This is a genomic window from Neptuniibacter sp. SY11_33 (assembly GCF_047778025.1).
Lineage (GTDB): Bacteria > Pseudomonadota > Gammaproteobacteria > Pseudomonadales > Balneatricaceae > Neptuniibacter.
This window is the reverse complement of the sequence record NZ_CP180543.1, coordinates 3,149,831-3,170,682: the sequence shown is the minus strand read 5'-3', so window position 1 is coordinate 3,170,682 and position 20,852 is coordinate 3,149,831. Positions and strand designations below refer to the sequence as shown.

Sequence of the window (20,852 nt, the reverse complement as noted above, 5' to 3'; positions counted from 1 at the left end):
GGTAATGCAGAAAAGCCCCAAAAGGGGCTTTAATCTGGTTTTAGCTGGTCTTCTCTGCCTTATTCCGCTCTAGGCCGATTTTTCATCAAACCTCTTCGTCTTCATCCAATAGCTTAATCCCTGCGAGTGGATTATCTTCATCAAAGGATTGTTTCTCTGGTTCTGGATCATCGCCATTTGTCTCTGCTTTTTCATCCACCACCGAAAGGTTCATTCGAAGACGCATATCGTTTGCCGAGTCGGCATTAACAATAGCTTGGTCTTGCGTGATCTTACCTTCGTCAAAGAGCTTGAATAGGGAGTCATCAAAGGTTTGCATGCCGGTGGTATCAGAACCTTTAGACATTACCTCTTTGATCCCTTTTACATCACCTTTCATTATCAGTTCTTGGATACTGGAAGTACCTAGAAGTATCTCAATGGCAGCACAGCGTTTACCTTCAATGGTTGGGATCAGACGCTGAGAAACCACGGCTTTTAAGTTAAGCGCAAGGTCGTGGAAGATCTGTTTATGTCGAGCTTGCGGGAAGAAGTTAATAATACGATCAATCGCTTGGTTAGCGTTGTTAGCATGCAGTGTGGATATCGCTAAGTGTCCTGTTTCTGCGTAGGTCAGGCACTGTTCCATAGTTTCCTGATCACGGATCTCACCGATCAAAATTACATCTGGCGCTTGGCGCAGGGCGTTTTTCAGAGCGCTATGGAAGTTACGGGTATCAACCCCGACTTCACGCTGGTTAATCAGTGATTTTCGGTGGTTGTGGACAAACTCGATTGGGTCTTCAATGGTAATGATGTGACCGCCGCTATTACGGTTACGGTGATCAATCAGTGCCGCAAGCGATGTCGATTTACCCGAACCTGTCGCGCCAACAAACAGTACTAAGCCGCGTTTCTCCATAATCACATCTTTAAGGACAGGAGGTAGGCCTAAGTCTTCCATTTTGGGAATATCGGCTTTGATATTACGTGCAACCAGCGAGTATTGGTTACGTTGTTTAAAGATATTGATTCGGTAACGAGCCACTTTAGGAATGGAATAAGCCAAGTTCATCTCTAGCTCTTCTTCGAAGGTAGCGCGTTGCTGCTCATCCATTAAAGAATTCGCAATCTCTTCGATCTCACCAGGTTTATAAGGTTCTTTACTTAATGGCGTTAACTTACCTTCAAACTTTGCACAGGGTGGAGCGCCGGTAGTTAGATAGAGGTCGGAGCCATCACGTTTCGCCAAAATCGTAAGGTAATCCTTAAATTCCATAGGTGTCTGATCCTTATAATGAACGGAGGATTTATGTGGAGACTGAACAAAGTCTAGTGGAAGAAAAACAGAGCGTCATCCTGAAATATTTTTTCTAGGTTATGTTATATGGTAACATTTTGCGCTTTACTGTTGATTGAAGGTATGGGCTGTGGCACAGGAAGCTCTAGAAATTGAACCAGATATGAGATTTGTCCAAGGGCTTGCTCCTGAGGTTTTAACTCAGATTTACGATCAAGATGTACACCTCTGTAATTTTCAACGGGACTTGGCGCTCGATGTGGCGGGCTATTGCGAAGCGTTGCTGCAAACCGAGTATCTAAATATCAGAGCTGTTATTCAAGCCGATGCCCCATCAACAGTTTTAAATAATCTATTACCAGAGCACTCAGGTAAGTCTGAATTTATCGAAGATCTAGCTTTGATCATCGACATGTATGCTTGCTTGTTTGAGTTGGATGAAGTGGGTCTGCGCTTACAGGTTTTGGACCGTGCGATGTGCCCTCGCTTCCATACAGATAAGTTAGGTTGCCGTTTGGTAAGTACTTACGCTGGTCAAGGGACTGAGTGGTTGGAAGACCCTTTGTTAGATCGCTCGAAATTAGGTGCGGGTAATGGTGGTTTGTCTGACGAAAAGTCAGGCCTATACGGTAGTGAAGAACTGATACATCAAGCGCAAGCAGGTGATGTGTTACTGCTCAAGGGTGATGGGTGGTATGGCTTGGATGGAAAGGGTGTTGTACATCGCTCCCCAATGGTTCCTTCTGGGCAAAGTCGATTAGTCGCTACTTTGGATTTTGCATAGTTCACAGCCTGAAATTGGGTTCTGAGCTGGTCGATCAATCTTCTAATTTAATTTGAAACATAACGAGCGGTTAGGTCTGTTTGTTATGATATATCATAATTTTTTGAGGTGTAAAATGAAAAAACAAGCACTCGCTTTTGCTGTGGCGGCGCTATCTATGCAGGCTTCTGTGGGCCATGCGCTGGAAGTTGGTGTCATTCTAGATGTCTATCACAAATCCGATGATACGGCGTTGAATGGTCGTACTGAAGGTTTTGGTTTGAGTCACAGTGAACTTAGCCTAAGCCAAGATATTGGTGATGTTGCTAAAGCGCAAATGACTTGGATTGCTGAGTGGAATGAAGAAGAGTCTGATCTTGAGCTTGAAGAGCTATACATCCAAAGCACTTCGCTACCAGGTATCAGCCTGACAGCGGGTCGTTTCTTGGCAGATATCGGTTATCTGAATGCTAATCATAGCCACTCTGATAGCTTCAGCGAACGTCCTCTAATGTACAAAGCATTCCTTGGCGGTCACTACTACGATGACGGTGTATCTGCGAGCTGGATTGTCCCAACAGATCGTTACTGGCGTGTAAGCGCAGCTGCATTTGGCGGTGATGAGTTAGGCGAAGAAAAATCAGTTAACACTATCGGTACTTGGACGCTGTCTACTGAGTTTGGTGATGATTTCGGTAACAACTCAAGCTGGCAGGCGGGTGTAAGTTACATGCGTAACCGCACACAGGAAGCTGGACACCACGAAGAGGAAGAGGATCATGATCATGAAGAAGGTCACGCTCATTCCCATGGTGCAGAGTACCAAGGTGAGCACCTTTATATTGCTGACCTAGTTTGGAAATGGTCGCCTAACGGTAACAACCGCCAAGAGCAGCTAAAAATTGCAGCTGAATACGCCTATGTAGATGATCTATATGGTGCAGAAGTAAACGACTTCAGTGGTTGGTACCTATCCGGTGTTTATCAGTTTGATGAGAACTGGGCGGCTGGTATCCGTCACGGTCAAGTGGATCTTGCACATGAGCATGAACACGATGGCGAACACGAGTGGGAAGATTCTGAGCTGAAAGAAACTGCAGTGATGGTTAGTTGGTCGCCAACGCATACTCAGAAAGTACGCCTAGAATACCGTCACCAAGATGCTGACAACATGGAAGGTGAAGACAACGCGATCACGCTTCAATACCAAGTAGGATTTGGCGCGCATGCTGCACACAGCTTCTAAGCTAATTGCAGCAGTTGCGCTGTTAGCTGTTGTTACACCTGCGCAAGCGCTTACGATTTTTGCCTGCGAGCCTGAGTGGGCGGCGTTAAGCCGTCAACTCGCTCCGGAGGCAAAAGTCTTTAGCGCGACTCATGTCTATCAGGACCCGCATTATATCGAGGCTAGACCTAGTCTTATTGCTAAGTTGGCTAGAGCTGATATTGCTATTTGTAGTGGTGCGAGCTTGGAAGAGGGCTGGATGCCTGCGCTACAAAAGCGTGCGTCTAACCGCAAAGTGGCAGAAGGTGCGGTAGGCATGCTTTACCTGTCTGAGCATGTAGAGACGATTGAAAAACATGAAAAAGAGTTTTTCAGTACCGAGCATGTTCATCCTGAAGGTAACCCTCACTTTCATTTGGACCCTGAACGATTGCAACAGCTAGCATCAGTTATCAGTAATCGCTTACAGCAGATTGACCCTGATAACAAAGAGTCGTACCAACAGGCGTTGGAAGCTTGGCAAGTGCGTTGGCAAGAAAACCTCGTTCGTTGGAAAGCAATGGCTGAGCCACTAAAAGGTATGCCCGTTGTTGTGCAGCATACGAGCTTTAGCTACTTGCTGAATTGGGCTGAGATCAGAGTTGTTGCTGATCTTGAGCCTAATCCGGGTGTGCCGCCAACGATGTCGCATCTGCAATCGTTGGTATCTACTGTCGAACAGAAGCGTCCGCAGTTTGTGATCAGCAACTGGTACCAGAACGATAAAGGTGCGCGTTGGTTATCCGAGCAAACCGGTATGGCGCATGCTAATTTGCCGGCGACGGTTGATCTAAAAGGCGAAGTGTCTGATCTAACTAAACTGTTTGATCATCTGCTGCAGCAATTAACGGTACAGAAGTAATGCAAGCGCTGAGTATAGGTTTGCCTGCGTTGGTGGCTGGCTTGTTGATTTTGGCAAGTCATGTCCCTTTGGGGCGACAGGTCTTAAAACGAGGGATTGTCTTTATCGACCTTGCCATTGCGCAGTTAGCTGCTCTTGGCACTATCTTAGCCACGCAATGGCACTTTCATGATATCGATCATGATCATGGAGCTCTAATATCAACATTGATGGCAGTACTTTTTTCCCTTCTAGGTGTTGCATTGGTGGCTTGGATCAACCGAAATCTGCCAGACTGGCGTGAGGCTTTTATCGGTTTGATCTATGTGGCTTCCGCATCACTGTTGGTGTTGGTGGTAGCAGGCCAGCCCCAAGGAGGCCAGGCATTAACGCGTACGTTAAGCGGTGATGTTCTCTGGCTAACTTGGGCTGATCTGGTGCCTCTCGGCGTTATGGCTATCCTCATTCAACTGTTGGCATTATTCAGGCCCCAGAGTTTAGAGCGATTTTTCTACATCGCTTTTGCTGTAACGATCACAGTGTCGGTTATGAAAGCGGGCATCTATCTGGTATTTGCTTGCTTGATTGCACCCGCGCTTGCAGCACAAGTAAGAGGTAAATCTGTCGGCTGGGCTTATCTTGTTGGTGTAGTTGGCTTTGTGGCTGGATTGTTGCTGGCTTGGTCGTTTGACCTTCCCGCCGCCGCAACCATCGTTTTATCGCTGATTCTCACCCTGACTTTGGCCTTGGTCATACAGGTTCAGTTTCAAAAACAGAAAGTTTCAGCGTAAAAAAAACGGGCCTCAAAGGCCCGTTTTTTTAATTGGCTTAGCGATTTAACCGCAGCCGTTTTCTTTTACTGGTACGCTAAACATAATATCTACATCAGACCAAGACTTGCCTTTGTGCCATGAGCGGCAGATGTTGGAAAACATTTTAAAGGCATCAGCAGCATTAAAATCTAGAATATCCAAAGTGCCTTTAGCACTGAGTGAGCCTTCAGCAATACTGTATGGCATAGAGATTGTGCGCGTTTCGCCATTCATTGTTAGGTCTAGGCTAACTGCAGCTTTATCGATCGCACTAATTTTACCGCTGATCTTGCCTGGGTTCGCGAAGTTGTTAAATAGACCATTCACAACGTTACCGTTGCGTACTTGCGCAAGGTTTTCAGGCCATAGGCCTCCGCCACCGTTATTCATATCTTTTGATGTATCTAGAGAGGTCGCGTCGATCTCGATTGTTGCGCCCAACAGCTTGCCACTTTCGGATGCTAGCTCGTACGTTTTAAAGGTGTTCTGAGTTACAACATAGGACTTATCTTTAGCACCGTAAGCGGTAAAGCTATAGTTAAAACCTTCCTTATCAGGTGTGTAATCACAGCTAGCGTGAGCAACATTTGCAGCGAGTAGGGTAGCTACAGCGAATAGCGTTTTCTTCATCTTTATACATCCTATGTTGAGTTTTATATATGTTAATAAAAATGAAAACGATTATCATTAATTCTTTCTGGTGTTTTGGATTATGAGATTTGCTACTTGAGAAGTAAGTATGGGAAATAAAAAAGGCAGCGCTTGGCTGCCTTTGGTTTTTGTGAAGGGAACTTGAAAAAGTTAAGCGACTTCCGCGCAACGGCTACGTTGCTTTTGCTTTATATACCGTTTTCGACGAGCTTTAAGCCAGGTGTAAAAGCCCAATAGCGATGTGCTAGAAATTGCCAAGATAAACAGGCTTATAATTCCATCTCTACCATCTCGTCCCAGGCCATCTGCAAAGTGCCATTTATGTAGATAGCTAAAGATCCAGCTGTATACCTTATCTACGTTATCCACTTTGACAGAAAGCACAGCGTCTCGAGTATCGACGTAATAAGTCTTATCGTCATAATCTATAGCGACAACCGGTAGGCGTTTATCAATGAATCCATAGCTATGGTCTTCTTTAAAGCTATTAACAAGACGCTGGTCTATCTCTTCTGGCTGCTGGCCTTGAGTGTTAGATACTAGCTGTTTGGCGAAGTCGAACGCTGCTTCGGGTAGTTTTTCACCTGATCGCGCATCTAACCATATACTGGACTGTCTCGGTTGCTGAAGTTGCCATACAGCGCGCCCGTCAAGTTCATGAAGTTGGGCATTACTGCTGTTAGGGAATTGAGCCTTTACTTTAGCTAAGCCAAAACTAATATCTGAAAGCGCAAGTGATTGATTGAGCGGTACGCCTCTAATTTCGGGCTCGAGTTTCTCAATGGTTCTGACCATACCGCTAATAACAAACATAAGCAGTGCTACTGATATACCTACACCTGTCCAAGCGTGGATTTTCTTCAGCTGAGCATTCTTACGCTGTTTGAATGGCAATACTGCAAACAGGTACAGGCCGCTAATGCCGATAAAGGTGGATATCAACATCATGCTGATAAATAGGGCGGTTCTAAGCGGGTTTTCCTGATCGATAAAGGCCCAAACATGAAGGAAGTGGAACAGGGTCATAAACAAGCGACGAGAATCATCCGTAATTGTCGCAAGGCGGTCCTGACGGATATCCACAAATACACTTAAGTTATCATCGCGCTCGAACTTTACTTCCCACACGGGTAACAATCTGTTGATTGACGGGTATTGGTGACTAAATTCCGAGATCAGTTTTATCTGCTCTATTCCCGCAGTCTCTTCTCCACTGTAATGGCGTGCTAACTGTTCTGCGTAGGCTAGTTCTATCTCCTGCGCAGGTTTAGCATTCAGGGTTAAGAACTGTGATGGCTCAGAACGGTTTTCCCAACTCTGGATATACCAGTTTTGATCAACCTGAACAGGGCGCAGACCTGCTACAGCATTTAGTTCAGAGTCTTTGATCAGTGTTTCAATGCTGGGCAGGTTCGCTGGCCATTGCGGTTGTGGATAAAAATGCTGTGCCATCTCGGGAGCAGTTAAGCGCATCACCGGATGAAGGAGGCCGCTTAGTCCAAACAGTAGTAAAGGCACGAGCACCAGCAGCGCGAGCCGCCGGTGCCAAAGGTAAAGTTTTGCTTTCATTCTAAAGAACCTTACCAGTTATATTTCAGGCCAGCTTTAAGGGTGCGGCCTGCACCAGGGTAGAAGCTCTCGCTGCCCCAGCTAAATTCAGTTTGGTAGTTGTATTGGCGGTCAAATAGGTTATCTACACGGCCGAACAGCATTAGCTCTGGTGTTAGCTCGTACTGACCTTTTAGATTGAACAGGGTGTAGCTGGGCGCTTTTAGGGAGTTGGCATCGTCTTTCCAGTAGGAACCAATATGGTCGGCTTGTAGCTGAGTCACTAAGCCCGGAACAGATACAGGTGACCAGTTAACCGTTACGCCGACCTTATTGCGAGGGGCTCGCATGATCTCGTTGCCAGAGTAATTAGTACCGTCGTTTACATAGTCGATGAACTCATGCTTGGAGTGGCTAAGTGCTAGCTTGGTGGACCAAGAAGGCGAGAAAACATAACCTAATTCAAGCTCGATACCTTGATGGCGAGTTTCACCTGCATTAGTGCGGTACGAGTCTCCGTTATTGTCATCCGCTGATACGATGGCGTCGTCGATCGTCATGCGATAGATCGAAGCGGAAAGGGATAGATTCTCACGCTGTAAACGGTAACCCAGTTCAACGGTTGTTGATGTTTCCTCTTTAACGCCTCCAACGAGAGAGGCGCTATCACCACTCTTAAGGTTATACATTGTAGAAGCGGTTGGCAGACGGTTAGCTTGGGCAACTCGGCCATAGATACCGCTGTTGTCATTCAGCGCGTAGTGGAAGCCAAGTTTAGGGTTTAGACTGGTAAATTTGTCCTTACGGTCAGCTAGTTGGCGGTTACCGAAGCCATCATCATCGGTTTCAGCTAGATGGTTGTCTAATTCGTACTGGTTATAGTCGTAACGTAAACCCGCCTGTACCGTCAGAGCATCACCCAGCATTAAGTTATGTTGGATGTAAGGGGAGACGTTTTTGTAAGTAATATCCTGATCGCGGTATTCAAATCCAGCAGTGTAGCTTACTGGAGGCCCCCAACCGCCTGAGACGGTAATATCAATTGGCTGGTAGCTGAATGTTTCCGACTCAGAGTGTTCCAGATCCACACCAAAGATCGTTTCGTTGCCATTGTCGTGCGCCCAGTTACCTTTAGCTAACAGGCCAAAACTAGTAACGTTGCTGTCAGTCTTAGGCGTATATGAACGCCACGTCGCAATGTAATCATTAGAATTATAGCGAGCGTAAGGGATAAAACTCAGCGTTAATTGATCATTTAGAGCATGTGTTAACTCAAAACTTAGGCGAGCAAAATCACTATCTCGTTCAGGATTAATGGCTTTAACAGCGTCGCTTAAACCTGATTGGGTGCGGTCTTGTGCAAGTTCTGCGGCATCTAGGGAAGACGCCATCTCATCGGTCATCGTTGAGACCTGAAACTGTGTTTTTAGCTCCGTATCTTCATCGATTTCCCAAATGTGCTTTGCCAAAATCTCTTGGCGGTCACGGGCAGTATGGTCGCGCCAGCCGTTATCTTGGAAAGCTGAAGCTGAGATCAGAAAAGCTTGGTCCTCAGCAATTTTGTCACTGTGTTGAACTTTAATCTGTGCGTAATCGTCTTCACCAGCCAATACGCTTACGTGGCCTTTAGGTGTGAACGTTGGTTCTGCACTTAATACGTTGATCGTTGCTGCTACTGCACCAGAGCCGTATAGAGTTGTACCGGCACCTTTAAGTACTTCGATTTGATCTGCACTGGTATTGAAGCTCGACCAACGTAGACCGTTATGGTTGAAGAATGCGCTGGATTGCAGAGGGATGCTGTCTTGTAGGAACAGGTAATAGCCATCGTAGTTTAATGGCATGCGGATACCGGTGTTGTGAGATGAACTGCCAGATAGCTGGTTGATTGTCACACCTGCCATCATTCGGGTGCTGTCTTGAATATGTGCACCCTGATCCAGTTGCAATTGTTTATGATCAACAGCACTCACGCTGACAGGTAGTGAGTTACTCTCTTCATCAACACGGCTTGCAGTCACAACCATAGTTGAAGCGACTTCATCAGCAGCAAATACCGTATGTGGAATGCTAGCAGCAATGACTGCAGCCGCTAAAGTATTGAGGGGGAACTTGATAGAGAGTGATTGTGACTTCATAACCCTGTCCATACGCTAAAAAATTTGGCGCATGGTAACGATCGCTAAGGGCCTTGAGAATGTGACTAATTGTCGCTGAGGCAAACTGTCGCAGGGCTAAAGTCTTGCTATAAAAACGATGGTTATAGGTTTGACTACAAGTTAAAAGGGGCTTTTTAGAGCGTTTACTTTGTTGGTTGAAGCGCTTCTAGCAGGGTAGGAATAAACGGCAACTGTTGGTCAGAACCAGTGAGAGTTTTTTGCTTAGCGAGCAGCGCATCAGAAGCTGCTTGATAGATGCGTGATTGCACAGGGTGTTGTTGTATATCGCGGCCATCTAGTACTGACAGTTCGCAAACATGAGCATCTGGCGAGCTAAACCAGCGACAAGAAAGCGGGCGATGGTGGTAGATAGAGCAAGCATTTTCCTTGTCTAAAAAGGGGCAAGGGGCTCTGAATAATGGCGCTTGTCGTGCAGCGATATTTTGCACAAGTTTATCTGTTAGTTCTGCCAGTTCAGTAGGCGGTAGCGTGCTTTTTAGATGGTGGCTAATATCGCTGATGGTTTGCTGTGGTACTTGAATAGGGAAGTTGCAACAATGATGACAGCCTTTGCTGCAAGCAACCGTGGAGTTGTCACCAAAGTTTTGTCGAAATGCTTGGCTAGCATCATTCACATACTGCAGCGTGACGGCGATCTGATCAGATGGATTGTCTAAGTGATTTATTGAGGTGTAAATCTGCTTACTTAGATTGCCAAAGAGCGCTTCATATTCAGCCGTTACTTGTTGCAGCTTCTGTGCAACACCAGTGACATCGGCGGTAGAGAAAAAAACATCTGTCTCTGACATGAATAGGCTCTTTACTGGGCTTTAAATCTACCTGCAGTATACCTTAACTTGATGGAGTAACCTTAGCTTCTTTCTGGTTAAGTTTACCTAGCTAATAGGGGCCTTAGTAACTCTACAGTTTCATCGGGATGCTCAAATGGGAACAGATGACCGCCGTTAAAACTGACTAACTCCATATTGGGGAAGTTGCGTTGCCACCACTTTTTATCCCCAGCACCAAATAGATCGCTATGCTCACCGTAGATAACCGTGCCCGAAACTTGTTTTAGCCACTTGGGCGCATTGAGAAGAACATTGCGGAATATATCGGCTTCTATTTCTGGGGAGATGCTCAGTTCGACGCCGCTATCAGTCTCAGTTAGACCATGAGTGATGTAGTCATCAAAGCACGCGGGATGGAAGGTTTTGAAAAGCTTTTTCTGGCTGAAGTATTCTCGAGCTTGTTCACGACTATCAAATTTTGATCGACGTTTAGCAGCCCTCTGTGCCGGAGATACTTTATCTATCAACCCCATCTTTTTTATCAGCTTTATCAGGTAACGTTTGCGGCCGTTAAATAGTACGGGATCAAGCAGTATCACCTGTTGAAATAGCTCTGGTCGAAGCCCAGCTGCAATTAAGGTGACCACAGCGCCAGCAGAGTGCCCCATACCGATGACCGGTGTAGCTTGATTTTGCTCAATATCTGCAATCAACTCTTTGGCATAGTTGGTTAGATCACCATCTAATGGGTAGTCACCGTGACCCATTTTTTCGATATAGCTCACAGGATATTCTGGCAGCTGGTTAAATAAATATTGGTAGCTACTCCCCGGGAAGCCATTGGCGTGACTAAATTGGATAGTGGTCATAATTCTAAGCCTACTTAGGGTTGATTGATCATCATGCGGACCGTGTTTTTAGCGATATCGTTGATATCTTCACGATTGATATAGATGCCATCGTTGAACAGCCGACATAGACCATGGAGTGCGGCCCAGCTTGATTGAGCGATGCGTAAACTCGGTTGTTCAGGATCAAACAGGTTTTGTTGTTGAAGCTCTTTCACCCAATCTAGCCAAATATGAAAACTGTTTTTGGAAATGGTTTGTAACTCAGGTGTAGGCTCACCCGTTTTCCAAATTTCACGACCATACATAAGATCGTAGGTTTCTCGTTCTTCATCAGCAAAGCGGATATAAGTTAGAACGTAATGCTCAAATAGCTCCACTGTAGACAAATCTTTTTTGCAATCAGTCACCGACTTAACTAACTGATCTTGCTGGTGGAATCCTTGTGTAGCAATGGCACAAAGTAGCTCATTTTTGTCTTTAAAGTGGTGATAAGGGGCTGTACGAGAAACGCCGACTTTATCCGCCAGTTTGCGAATAGATAGGTTATCCACACCGCCTTCAGCGATCAGATCGGTCGCAGCTTTCAGCAATGAATCTCTTAAATCACCGTGGTGATAGTTCTTCTTTGAATTCGTCATAGCTGAGGAATTTAGCAATCAATCTTGACAGTGTCAAAATCGATGCGCTATCTTGGTTTTATCTTGACGGTGTCTAGTTTGGTTTCTAGATCATTTTTCATTCATAAAAATAAGAGCGATGTATGAGCTACCAGACCTTTTCATTACAGGTTGATCAGCAGATTGCGCACCTCCAGCTAAATCGTCCTGACGCTTGTAATGCCATGAATAAAGCCTTTTGGCAGGAGTTCCCAGAAGCATTAAGAGCACTGGATACAGAAGCCGAGGCGAGAGTCTTAGTTATCTCTTCTCAGGGAAAGCACTTTTCTGCTGGTATGGACCTAGAGATTTTTACTCAACCTGATCCGCAGATGTTTAACGGTGAAGCAGGTCGACGTGCTGAAGCGGTTCGTCGTTTGGTGATGCAACTACAAACCTGTTTTAACCTATTGGAAGAGATCCGCATGCCGGTAATCAGTGCAGTACAGGGCGGCTGTATCGGCGGCGCTTTAGATCTGGTTTGCGCGACAGATATGCGTTACTGCACCGCCGAGGCTTATTTTACGGTTAAAGAAACCGAATTAGGCATGACTGCAGATCTGGGCACGTTGCAGCGTTTGCCTCAATTAATTCCTTCAGGCTTAGCGCGAGAGTTGGCTTATACGGCTCGTAAAATGAGTGCTGATGAAGCGTTAAAAGCAGGGCTTGTGAACCGTGTTTACCCGACTCAAGAGGCTATGCTTGATGATGTGATGGATATTGCCGCTCAGATCGCAGCGCAGTCGCCTTTGGCGGTGACTGGATCTAAGCAGATGATCAATTATTCTCGGGATCATAGTGTTCAAGACAGCCTGAGTTATATGGCGACTTGGCAAGCAGGTATGTTTCAACCAGAGGATATGATGCAAACCTTCAGTGCCAAGATGTCTGGAAAAGCACCGGAATATAAACCGCTACGAAAAATAGCGGCGCCGTTTAGCGGCAAATAATAAAGATAAGAATAATAGATGGGCACTTTAGTTAGCCCTCACGACAAGAGTAAAAAGACCATGAGTACAACTCCTTATCCACATCTATTACAGCCACTGGATTTAGGCTTTACTACATTAAAAAACCGCGTGCTAATGGGATCTATGCACTTAGGTTTAGAAGAAGCACCAAATGGTTTTGAACGCATGGCTGCTTTTTATGCAGAGCGTGCTCGCGGTGGTGTCGCTTTGATCGTGACCGGTGGTATTGGTCCGAACAAAGAGGGTGCAGTTCATGGTCATGCTGCACAGTTGGCTACGGCAGAGGATGTGGATAACCATAGGCTGGTAACTGATGCCGTACATAAGGAAGATGGTAAAATCTGTATGCAGATTCTACATACGGGCCGTTATGCTTATAACCCGCAACCGGTTGCGCCTTCGGCTATTCAAGCACCAATCAATCCTTTCCCGCCAAAAGAGTTAAGTGAATCTGATATCGAAAATCAGATTCAGGATTTTGTGCGCTGTGCATCGCTTGCGAAAGAAGCCGGTTATGACGGCGTAGAGATCATGGGTTCAGAAGGGTATCTACTGAATCAGTTTATCGCCAGCAGAACCAATAAGCGTGATGATGAATGGGGCGGTGAGTACGAGCAACGTATTCGTTTTCCACTGGAAGTGGTTCGTCGTGTGCGTGAAGCTGTGGGCACCGATTTTATTATTATCTACCGCTTATCGATGTTGGACTTGGTGGAAGATGGCAGTAGCTATGATGAGATCATTGCTTTAGGTAAAGCGATCGAAGAAGCAGGTGCTACTATCATCAACACCGGTATTGGCTGGCATGAAGCGCGTATCCCAACCATCGCAACCAAGGTGCCGCGTGCCGCGTTTACTTGGGTAACAGCGAAAGTTCGTGAAGCGCTAAGTGTGCCGGTGATCACTTCAAACCGAATCAATATGCCGGATGTTGCTGAGGAGGTGCTAGCGAGAGGCGATGCCGATATGGTCTCTATGGCACGTCCGTTCTTGGCTGATCCAGAGTTTGTTGTTAAGGCAGAGCAAGATCGCGCAGATGAGATTAATACCTGCATTGGTTGTAACCAAGCTTGTTTAGATCATGTCTTTGTAGGCAAGTTGACCAGTTGTTTGGTTAACCCGCGTGCTTGTCATGAAACCGAACTCGTGATTACACCTACAGAAAAGCCTAAAAAACTTGCTGTGGTGGGTGCAGGCCCAGCAGGCTTAGCTTTTGCTACAACAGCAGCTAAGCGTGGCCACCACGTAACCTTATTTGATGCTAGCTCTGAAGTCGGTGGGCAATTTAATATTGCCAAGCGTATTCCGGGTAAAGAGGAGTTTTATGAGACTCTGAGATACTTTGCTAAACAGGTCGAGATTACTGGCGTTGAGCTTAAACTCAATACACGCGTTGATTCGGCAATGTTGTCAGAAGGTGATTTCGATGAAGTCGTATTAGCGACAGGTATCTCGCCGCGTACACCTGAATTAGAAGGTGTCGAACACGCTAAAGTTCTCTCTTATCTCGATGTGATGCGCGGTGCTGAAGTAGGCCAAAAGGTGGCGGTGATCGGTGCCGGTGGGATTGGCTTTGATATTTCGGAATATCTGATCCATCAGGGTGAATCGACCAGCCAGAATATCTCTGCTTTTATGCAGGAGTGGGGTGTGGATATGGATCTAAGTGCCCGTGGAGGCATTAAAGGTATGAAGCCAAGTTTTGAACCTGCAGCCCGAGAGGTTTATTTGTTACAGCGTAAAAAATCTAAGGTGGGTGCTGGACTTGGCAAAACCACGGGGTGGATTCATCGCGCGGATCTGGCTAAAAAAGGTGTACGTATGTTGAATAAGTGCGAATACCAAAAAATTGATGATGCCGGTTTGCATGTGCTGGTGGATGGTGAAGCGCAGCTGCTAGAAGTTGATAACGTCATTATTTGTGCGGGGCAGGAGCCTTGCCGAGAACTTGCAGATCAAATCGGTAACAAGCCAGTCCACCTGATTGGTGGTGCTGACGTGGCCGCTGAGCTGGATGCAAAACGTGCCATTAACCAAGGTACAACACTGGCTTCAGAGATCTAATATAACTGCTCCAAATCGATAACCTAGGGAATAGGCCAAACCAACTTAGTGGTCGGTATAACCGGCCATCATTTGATGGGGATCAATCACATAACCTTTGATTGGTTTATGATGATATTAAGGATCGTAGTAAAAGGACTTTGACTGTTCTGGATGTAAAGCAGTGAAAGGTTATCGAAGTTCTCATATAGGGCAACAATTTGGCTTGATGAGTGTGCTTAGCTTAATCAGCATGTTGTTGCTCTTCTATCTTTTCTATAGCGCTTTTAGCGATACCTTCTATGAAGAAAAAAAGCAGGAAAGTCGGGATTTAACGACGTCTGCTGTTTCTATGATAGAGGGATTCTATAAGTTGAGCCTATCCTCTGAAATGACGGAGTCGGAAGCTCAACAACTAGCACTCTACGCATTGAAATCCTCTCGCAGTTTTCATGATGGTTATTACTGGGTGAATGACAGTCATGCCAATATGGTGATGCACCCTGAACGGCCTGACCTAATGGGTATCAATCTCGCTCAGGTTGAAGATATTAATGGCCTTCATCTATTTTCAGAGTTTGTTAGCGAAGCGCATAAAGGTGGTGGTTGGGTCGATTATTACTGGACTAAACCGGGTGTGGAGCAGGAAGTTTTTCACAAGGTTTCCTATGTCGCCTTGTTTGAGCCTTGGGATTGGGTGGTAGGTACAGGAGTCTACTTGGATGAGGTTGAGGCTAAGAACAATCACTTATTTATCCAATCAATCGAACTAATTGTTGCTGCTTTCTTAGTGATGGCAATTGTATCGGTAATGTGGGCGAAACGCAGCACTATCCTTATTCGGGATATGGCTATCAAAGACGCTTTAACAGGTCTCTACAGTCGTCGTTATCTTAACGAATCAGGCGGCAGTTTTATCAGTCAGGATCAGCGCAATGAAAATAACCATCTCTATGTTTTGTTTTTGGATATAGATCGCTTTAAACAGATTAACGACAGCTTTGGTCATCGTTTTGGCGACGAGGTTCTGCATGAAGTAGGAAACGTTTTACTCGAACATACTCGCCCAGAAGATCTGTGTGTTCGTTACGGTGGTGAAGAGTTTGTTATTCTGACATTAGCTCATGAATTTGGATCAGTGCAACGCCTTGCTGAACGGTTGAGGGCTCATATTAATGCTCTGGATCTAACAGAAGAAATTGATCTCACAGTTAGCGTAGGTATTGCTATGCGAGGCTATGAAGAGTCGATGATCTCGGTGTTAAACCGCGCAGACCAATACCTTTATGAGGCGAAAGAATCTGGTCGTGATTGTGTGGTTTCAGAGCCTGTTTAAGCGTGTGAATCCAGGGGGAAACCGAGCGATTCGCTCTATTATTTCTTGTCTTTTGGTTAATTCGATTACATATTAGACGCCGCTTCTCGTTCAAAGATAGGGACTAAATCGTTAGTAACGATAACAGGTATTGGTACTGAATTTTGGGGATGTATTTAACAATAGCTGCTTTGATTGTTGCAGCTCTTCTGTTTGCAGGGATGATCTTAATTGATGCTTACTCTAAAGAAACGTATTTCAAAAGTTGGGAAAAGAACAATTTATACCTGGAGCTCACTGAGCAGTTGAAGTTAGAGACGCTTTCAGCTGGTCCAGTCTTTTCTGGGATGGATAGTGAAGATCGATATACAGCAGAGTTGTCATTTGAACAGGGGATGTTCAAATTTTGTTATCGTAAAAATGAGATTGAGTTATTTGAATTACATAACCGATCTATTGAAATGTTAGAGGAGCAAGTGACAGAGAAATCTAAGTTTGTACTCAGTGACTTCAATAAAAAAGCAGCCTAATCAGGCTGCTTTTTTATATCTAATAACCGAGTCTTAATATTTAAGCCACGGTCTCGATCAACTGAGGAAACTCTGTACCTGGATCATTTGGAATCTGATCGGCCAGACGAGCTTGCAAACGCTGTTGCAGTTCCTGATCTTGCTGCTCATTAGCATCTTGAGGTTCTGGCGAATTTTCAGCTGGTGCTGCTGACAATTCAGGTTCTGCATTGTCAGCAGGGCGGTTACGTAGGCCTTCTTGCAGGTCTAGCGCAGACTGAATATCGATGCCCCGGAAACTCTCAACATCTTCACCGGTTTGTTCTGCCAAAAAGCTTTCGATCTGCTGCTGTTGGGCTGCTTGGTCAATGGCAGGTTCGGCATTATTCGTACGGTTCGTTCGTGTTTCTAGGCCGTTATCAACATTTTGGACTTGGCTTGTTTGCGCCAAGTCTTGATTAAGTTGCACCTGACCACCCGGCTCAGTACCCAACGGAGCATTCACGGCTAAACCGTTACCCGCTGATTGAGCAGTAGATTCTGGGCCCGCTCCTCTTGGAGAGATAAGCGATTGTGCAGTGCCTAAGGCTGATATGTTGTTTTCCATAATGCTGACCAAATTTCTTTGTTCTTAATACAAATGATCTTAAAACAAATGCTCTGAAAGCAAACTACGTACAGAGTTAGTCATTATAGCTGAGAATTGGTTCCCGTGTTGTGAAGCTTATTCATAATTTATGTCGCGATTATTTAAGCATGTCATTTTATCAACTAACGTTTCGCTAGATGCTGCTGTAAATAAGCGGCTTGCTGCTCAGCAAGGTTCGATAATAAATACTGTAGTTTTCTGACCAACGCGCTATAACCGGGTTTTTCCAGCGGCTGTTTTAGATTAAAGCGGTACGTGCTGATTACTTGCTCATCTTGTTTGATTTGCCAGTGCCCGCTTAAAACTGCTTCACCGCTTTCTGTGCCATGAAACTGATCTATTTGGGTGGCAATGCTGTAGTTCCAATCACTGTTGCGACCAAGGGAACCATCATCAACACGGCTATTACTTAGACGTTGATCCAACTCATTATGTAATACGCGGGTAATCGCTTGATCGGGTTGTTCCGCCCAAAGGTGTTGATTGGCAATGCGAATATGGTTTTCTCGAGTGAGCAGAGCAATCCCTGGTGTATTGATATATGGGGCCACTTTAACGGGTTTAATCCCAATGACTTGTTGATAGGTTTCTTTTACATAGCTCTGACTATCGCTGCTAAGAAGGTAGTACTGACTCTGCGGATTGCTGTTTTGGGATGCGCAACCGCCTAAAACACCCAGCAGCATCAGGCAGCCAAAAATGTTGATGGTTTTATTCATTAGGTTGGCCTCCTGGGATTGGGTCCACGCTTTTTGGAGCATCAAAAATCAGCGCATTAGGTTTTTCATCCAGTGTTTTGAGTACCGGTTGAAGCTGTTTTAGTGTTTGTTGCAGCGTATCTAATGATCGATTCATCTCTTGGTAGAGTTCGCTTTGAGGGGCGATGCCTTTGGCTGCCAAACGAACTTCTTTTAAGGTCGCTTTTAACTCTTCTGGCAGAGCTTGAGTATTGTTATTACGCGCCAAAGATTCGATCTCTTTCAGTGTACGATTTAGCTGTTTTATTGCTTTTTCAGAAGTGTTCAGCGTTGAATCTAATTGAGATATGAGTGGTTCAACCTCTAGCTGTTCGATCTTGCTGAGTACGGCGCTGAGTTTGTTCTCTAGTTGTGCAAAGCCACCTGATACGGTTGGAATTACAGGGTAACCATCAAACTCAATAAGGTTCGCTGCTTGCTCTTCGGGGTAGAGGTCAAAATCGACAAATAGACTGCCCGTAATCAGGTTGCCGGATTTGAGGCTTGCTCGCATACCTTGTTGTATCCAAAAACGTAGTTTTTCATGGGCGTTATGCAGTACTTCTTCTTGATCGTCATAACCTAAACGTCCCGGTTCTAGACGAATAATCACCGGAATGCGCGGGTCAGATTCACCCGTTATTTCAGAAATCTGGAAAGGAATACGTTCAACCGTGCCTATACGTACTCCGCGAAACTCGACAGGTGCGCCGGGAACAAGCCCGCGTACGGTTTGATCGAATAGCAGTAGGTATTCATTGTAAAAGGCATAAGGCTGCTCTTTGACGCTCTCGAAATCTGGGTACAGTTGATAACGATCACCATCAGCTGCCGCTTGGCCTTTGCTATCACCATCAATCACATCAAATGTCACTCCACCTGCTAGCAGGGTATCTAATGTACCGGTTTGTACATTCACGCCGTCAGCTGAGAGGTTAAGGTTGATACCACTCATATTCCAGAAACGGCTATCTGTTGTCACGAGTTGATCATAAGGTGCTTGGATAAATAGATCGTATACCGCTTGTTTGGCCTGAGTGTCGAAGGTTAGTTGCTCAATACGACCGACCGGGAAACCACGGTAGATCACCGTATCACCCACGCTGAGAGAGTGAGCATTATCACTGATCAATTGTAGTCTTAAGCCTGGTTCTGAGGCTGAGGTGACAGGCGGCTCTTCTAAGCCTGTGTATTTTGTTGATTTCTGTTTCCCTTCACCGGGGCTCATCTCTATATAAGCGCCCGATAGCAATGTACCCAGTCCACTCACTCCACCTGTGCCTACACGGGGGCGAACCACCCAAAAACGGGTGTTGTTTAGGAGGAGTGTTTCAGCTTCGGGTTCTATTCGTGCTTTAACTAAAACGTTGCCATCGGCGTAATTGAGTTGGACCGATTCGACCTTACCCACCTCGACACTTCTAACCTTAATCTTGGTTTTACCTGCTTCTATGCCATCAGCAGTAATAAAGGTAATACTGACCAATTGACCACGGTTAGCCCAGTCCTGATAGATCATCCAACCGCCCAGAAGCAAAGCGATGAGAGGCAATATCCAGATGCTGGAAATAGTGCGTTTAGCGCTGATAACTGGGGTAGGGTCTGTTTTTGAAGTAGACATAATTAAGTTGCGTCGTCCATTAAGTCGGTCAGAGGTTCTTGTCCATGATTGATGGCGCGTATTTCTGTGGCGCTCAGGTTATCCCATATTAAGCGGGGGTCAAAGCTGATCGCCGATAACATAGTTAAAATCACTACGCTGGCGAAGGCGATGGTGGCTATACCAGGTTGAATGCTGACTAGCCCGCCCAACTGCACCAGTGCAACTAATACCGCGACGACAAAGACATCGATCATCGACCAGCGTCCAATCAGTTCAGTGATGCGATACATCCACATCCGTTCAGTTAATTTGTGCTGATGTCCCGCTTGGACACTATAAGCCAGCCAAAAGATCATTAGCATTTTAGCAATCGGAACCAAAACACTGGCGATAAAGACTACTAGTGCGATTGGATAAGAACCATGCTGCCAGAGCAAAACCACACCGCCCATAATAGTGCTGGGATCTTCCGAACCTAATAGGGTGGTATTCATGATCGGATAGATGTTCGCCGGTAGATAGAGAATCACGGCAGTAATTAGGTATGCCCAGGTTTTCTGCATGCTGTAGGGGATGCGTGGATGCAGTTTACTTTCACAGCGTCGGCAATTTTGTTCATCAGCAGGGTGGAGCAGATCACAATGATGGCAACTGATCATGTCTTGCTTTAAGGCACTGCCTTCTGACACTTTTACTTTTTTGCGTTCAATCCCGGCGCAATGATCTAGTTGATGCCACAACTGCAATTTGTCGACGGAGGTGATCGTTGCGATTAGACAGATTGCAAAGAGCACATAAGCCCAGAATGACATTCCTATGACTAAGTCGGCCATCCCTGCGATTTTAACCAAACTCACCAACACGCCGATAAGAAAAACTTCCGCCATGCCCCAAGGATGCAAAGTAAACAGTAGCCGCGTGACTTGATACATCCAACGCCGACTATGATTGAATTTTAACGGAAGCAGAATGGCCAAGTAAGCACTCAGCAGCAGGGCAGGAACCAAAATAATAAAACAGAGTAGTAATAAGGCCAGTATGGGGAAGCCTAACTGAAGTAGGTCGAACCCGCTCTGTGCTAGAGAGACTTCCTGCTCGCGTCCTTGGGATTGAAAGGCTAAAAATGGAAATGGCAGCGATAGAAATAGAAAGATCAGTGCGCTAATGGCAAACGCAATAGCACGATCAATACTGTTGGGTACTTTCGCTGTCAGTTGATGCCCACAACGTCGGCAGTGTGCTTTTAACCCGGGTGATAGATCAGGGATCTCCTGAATCAGGTCGCAGCAGTGGCAGGCAACTTTTTCTAAGGACATTGAAAATTATCAGCTCAATCTGATGGTTTCTTTGATTTTACCCTAAACGCTTTCATCTGCGAATTTCCTAATATCTTCATAAATTTGGCGCTAA

General features: G+C 45.6%; 19 protein-coding genes. 8 read left to right on the top strand and 11 right to left on the bottom strand.

Annotated elements, in window-relative coordinates; all coding sequences use genetic code 11:
* Nucleotides 1-85 precede the first annotated feature (85 nt).
* Nucleotides 86-1,258 carry a PilT/PilU family type 4a pilus ATPase gene (locus tag ACMXYV_RS14985; protein ID WP_415889260.1) on the bottom strand — a complete coding sequence of 391 codons (1,173 nt, stop codon included), beginning with the start codon at nt 1,256-1,258 and terminating at the stop codon, nt 86-88.
* A gap of 151 nt (nt 1,259-1,409) precedes the next feature.
* On the opposite strand from ACMXYV_RS14985, the gene ACMXYV_RS14980 reads away from it, so the two are divergent.
* From ACMXYV_RS14980 to ACMXYV_RS14965, 4 genes are all read left to right on the top strand, one after another.
* On the top strand, nt 1,410-2,063 hold the full coding sequence (locus ACMXYV_RS14980) for a DUF1826 domain-containing protein (RefSeq protein WP_415889259.1): 654 nt from the start codon (nt 1,410-1,412) through the stop codon (nt 2,061-2,063).
* A gap of 115 nt (nt 2,064-2,178) precedes the next feature.
* Nucleotides 2,179-3,288 carry a hypothetical protein gene (locus ACMXYV_RS14975; protein WP_415889258.1) on the top strand — a complete coding sequence of 370 codons (1,110 nt, stop codon included), beginning with the start codon at nt 2,179-2,181 and terminating at the stop codon, nt 3,286-3,288.
* Entirely contained in the window at nt 3,269-4,168 is a 900-nt protein-coding gene (locus ACMXYV_RS14970) for a metal ABC transporter substrate-binding protein (protein WP_415889257.1), read from the top strand. Before ACMXYV_RS14975 ends, ACMXYV_RS14970 begins: the two co-directional genes overlap by 20 nt.
* The gene (locus ACMXYV_RS14965; protein WP_415889256.1) at nt 4,168-4,938 is read left to right on the top strand and encodes a metal ABC transporter permease; all 771 of its coding nucleotides are present in this window, start codon (nt 4,168-4,170) and stop codon (nt 4,936-4,938) included. The genes ACMXYV_RS14970 and ACMXYV_RS14965 overlap by 1 nt, the downstream gene beginning before the upstream one ends.
* Before the next feature lie 45 nt (nt 4,939-4,983).
* Here the strand turns inward: ACMXYV_RS14965 and ACMXYV_RS14960 are convergent, their stop codons facing one another.
* From ACMXYV_RS14960 to ACMXYV_RS14935, 6 genes are all read right to left on the bottom strand, one after another.
* Nucleotides 4,984-5,589 (bottom strand): YceI family protein, encoded by a 606-nt coding sequence (locus tag ACMXYV_RS14960; protein WP_415889255.1) that lies wholly within the window; start codon nt 5,587-5,589, stop codon nt 4,984-4,986.
* Nucleotides 5,590-5,760: 171 nt separating this feature from the next.
* Complete coding sequence (locus ACMXYV_RS14955) at nt 5,761-7,179, bottom strand: PepSY domain-containing protein (RefSeq protein ID WP_415889254.1); 1,419 nt, start codon at nt 7,177-7,179, stop codon at nt 5,761-5,763.
* Between the two features lie 11 nt (nt 7,180-7,190).
* On the bottom strand, nt 7,191-9,296 hold the full coding sequence (locus ACMXYV_RS14950; RefSeq protein WP_415889253.1) for a TonB-dependent receptor: 2,106 nt from the start codon (nt 9,294-9,296) through the stop codon (nt 7,191-7,193).
* A gap of 164 nt (nt 9,297-9,460) precedes the next feature.
* The gene (locus tag ACMXYV_RS14945) at nt 9,461-10,126 is read right to left on the bottom strand and encodes a YkgJ family cysteine cluster protein (RefSeq protein WP_415889252.1); all 666 of its coding nucleotides are present in this window, start codon (nt 10,124-10,126) and stop codon (nt 9,461-9,463) included.
* 83 nt (nt 10,127-10,209) lie between these two features.
* Nucleotides 10,210-10,977: an alpha/beta fold hydrolase gene (locus ACMXYV_RS14940; protein ID WP_415889251.1), complete on the bottom strand. Its 768-nt coding sequence runs from the start codon at nt 10,975-10,977 to the stop codon at nt 10,210-10,212.
* Between the two features lie 14 nt (nt 10,978-10,991).
* Nucleotides 10,992-11,597 carry a TetR/AcrR family transcriptional regulator gene (locus ACMXYV_RS14935; protein WP_415889250.1) on the bottom strand — a complete coding sequence of 202 codons (606 nt, stop codon included), beginning with the start codon at nt 11,595-11,597 and terminating at the stop codon, nt 10,992-10,994.
* A 122-nt stretch (nt 11,598-11,719) separates the two neighbouring features.
* Here ACMXYV_RS14935 and ACMXYV_RS14930 point away from each other — a divergent pair, with 122 nt between their 5' ends.
* The 4 genes from ACMXYV_RS14930 to ACMXYV_RS14915 all read left to right on the top strand — a co-directional run bounded on the left by ACMXYV_RS14930 (nt 11,720) and on the right by ACMXYV_RS14915 (nt 16,474).
* Complete coding sequence (locus tag ACMXYV_RS14930) at nt 11,720-12,565, top strand: crotonase/enoyl-CoA hydratase family protein (protein ID WP_415889249.1); 846 nt, start codon at nt 11,720-11,722, stop codon at nt 12,563-12,565.
* A gap of 60 nt (nt 12,566-12,625) precedes the next feature.
* Entirely contained in the window at nt 12,626-14,650 is a 2,025-nt protein-coding gene (locus ACMXYV_RS14925; protein WP_415891455.1) for an FAD-dependent oxidoreductase, read from the top strand.
* A gap of 163 nt (nt 14,651-14,813) precedes the next feature.
* On the top strand, nt 14,814-15,965 hold the full coding sequence (locus ACMXYV_RS14920) for a diguanylate cyclase (protein ID WP_415889248.1): 1,152 nt from the start codon (nt 14,814-14,816) through the stop codon (nt 15,963-15,965).
* Between the two features lie 149 nt (nt 15,966-16,114).
* Nucleotides 16,115-16,474 (top strand): hypothetical protein, encoded by a 360-nt coding sequence (locus ACMXYV_RS14915; protein WP_415889247.1) that lies wholly within the window; start codon nt 16,115-16,117, stop codon nt 16,472-16,474.
* Between the two features lie 40 nt (nt 16,475-16,514).
* On the opposite strand, the gene ACMXYV_RS14910 is transcribed toward ACMXYV_RS14915, so the two are convergent.
* From ACMXYV_RS14910 to ACMXYV_RS14895, 4 genes are all read right to left on the bottom strand, one after another.
* Nucleotides 16,515-17,060, bottom strand: a complete 546-nt coding sequence (locus tag ACMXYV_RS14910; RefSeq protein ID WP_415889246.1) for a hypothetical protein — start codon at nt 17,058-17,060, stop codon at nt 16,515-16,517.
* 164 nt (nt 17,061-17,224) lie between these two features.
* A complete protein-coding gene (locus tag ACMXYV_RS14905) occupies nt 17,225-17,821 on the bottom strand; it encodes a membrane integrity-associated transporter subunit PqiC (RefSeq protein ID WP_415889245.1) in 597 nt (198 codons plus the stop codon).
* Nucleotides 17,814-19,460: an intermembrane transport protein PqiB gene (gene pqiB / locus ACMXYV_RS14900; protein ID WP_415889244.1), complete on the bottom strand. Its 1,647-nt coding sequence runs from the start codon at nt 19,458-19,460 to the stop codon at nt 17,814-17,816. Before pqiB ends, ACMXYV_RS14905 begins: the two co-directional genes overlap by 8 nt.
* A gap of 2 nt (nt 19,461-19,462) precedes the next feature.
* Complete coding sequence (locus tag ACMXYV_RS14895; protein ID WP_415889243.1) at nt 19,463-20,758, bottom strand: PqiA/YebS family transporter subunit; 1,296 nt, start codon at nt 20,756-20,758, stop codon at nt 19,463-19,465.
* Between the last annotated feature and the right edge of the window lie 94 nt (nt 20,759-20,852).

Excerpts from the sequence above, each read along its gene's own strand:
- ACMXYV_RS14985 (WP_415889260.1), bottom strand. The coding sequence starts at position 1,258 with ATGGAATTTAAGGATTACCTTACGATTTTGGCGAAACGTGATGGCTCC.
- ACMXYV_RS14975 (WP_415889258.1), top strand. The coding sequence starts at position 2,179 with ATGAAAAAACAAGCACTCGCTTTTGCTGTGGCGGCGCTATCTATGCAG.
- ACMXYV_RS14970 (WP_415889257.1), top strand. The coding sequence starts at position 3,269 with ATGCTGCACACAGCTTCTAAGCTAATTGCAGCAGTTGCGCTGTTAGCT.
- ACMXYV_RS14965 (WP_415889256.1), top strand. The coding sequence starts at position 4,168 with ATGCAAGCGCTGAGTATAGGTTTGCCTGCGTTGGTGGCTGGCTTGTTG.
- ACMXYV_RS14960 (WP_415889255.1), bottom strand. The coding sequence starts at position 5,589 with ATGAAGAAAACGCTATTCGCTGTAGCTACCCTACTCGCTGCAAATGTT.
- ACMXYV_RS14955 (WP_415889254.1), bottom strand. The coding sequence starts at position 7,179 with ATGAAAGCAAAACTTTACCTTTGGCACCGGCGGCTCGCGCTGCTGGTG.
- ACMXYV_RS14950 (WP_415889253.1), bottom strand. The coding sequence starts at position 9,296 with ATGAAGTCACAATCACTCTCTATCAAGTTCCCCCTCAATACTTTAGCG.
- ACMXYV_RS14945 (WP_415889252.1), bottom strand. The coding sequence starts at position 10,126 with ATGTCAGAGACAGATGTTTTTTTCTCTACCGCCGATGTCACTGGTGTT.
- ACMXYV_RS14940 (WP_415889251.1), bottom strand. The coding sequence starts at position 10,977 with ATGACCACTATCCAATTTAGTCACGCCAATGGCTTCCCGGGGAGTAGC.
- ACMXYV_RS14935 (WP_415889250.1), bottom strand. The coding sequence starts at position 11,597 with ATGACGAATTCAAAGAAGAACTATCACCACGGTGATTTAAGAGATTCA.
- ACMXYV_RS14930 (WP_415889249.1), top strand. The coding sequence starts at position 11,720 with ATGAGCTACCAGACCTTTTCATTACAGGTTGATCAGCAGATTGCGCAC.
- ACMXYV_RS14925 (WP_415891455.1), top strand. The coding sequence starts at position 12,626 with ATGAGTACAACTCCTTATCCACATCTATTACAGCCACTGGATTTAGGC.
- ACMXYV_RS14915 (WP_415889247.1), top strand. The coding sequence starts at position 16,115 with ATGTATTTAACAATAGCTGCTTTGATTGTTGCAGCTCTTCTGTTTGCA.
- ACMXYV_RS14910 (WP_415889246.1), bottom strand. The coding sequence starts at position 17,060 with ATGGAAAACAACATATCAGCCTTAGGCACTGCACAATCGCTTATCTCT.
- ACMXYV_RS14905 (WP_415889245.1), bottom strand. The coding sequence starts at position 17,821 with ATGAATAAAACCATCAACATTTTTGGCTGCCTGATGCTGCTGGGTGTT.
- pqiB (WP_415889244.1), bottom strand. The coding sequence starts at position 19,460 with ATGTCTACTTCAAAAACAGACCCTACCCCAGTTATCAGCGCTAAACGC.
- ACMXYV_RS14895 (WP_415889243.1), bottom strand. The coding sequence starts at position 20,758 with ATGTCCTTAGAAAAAGTTGCCTGCCACTGCTGCGACCTGATTCAGGAG.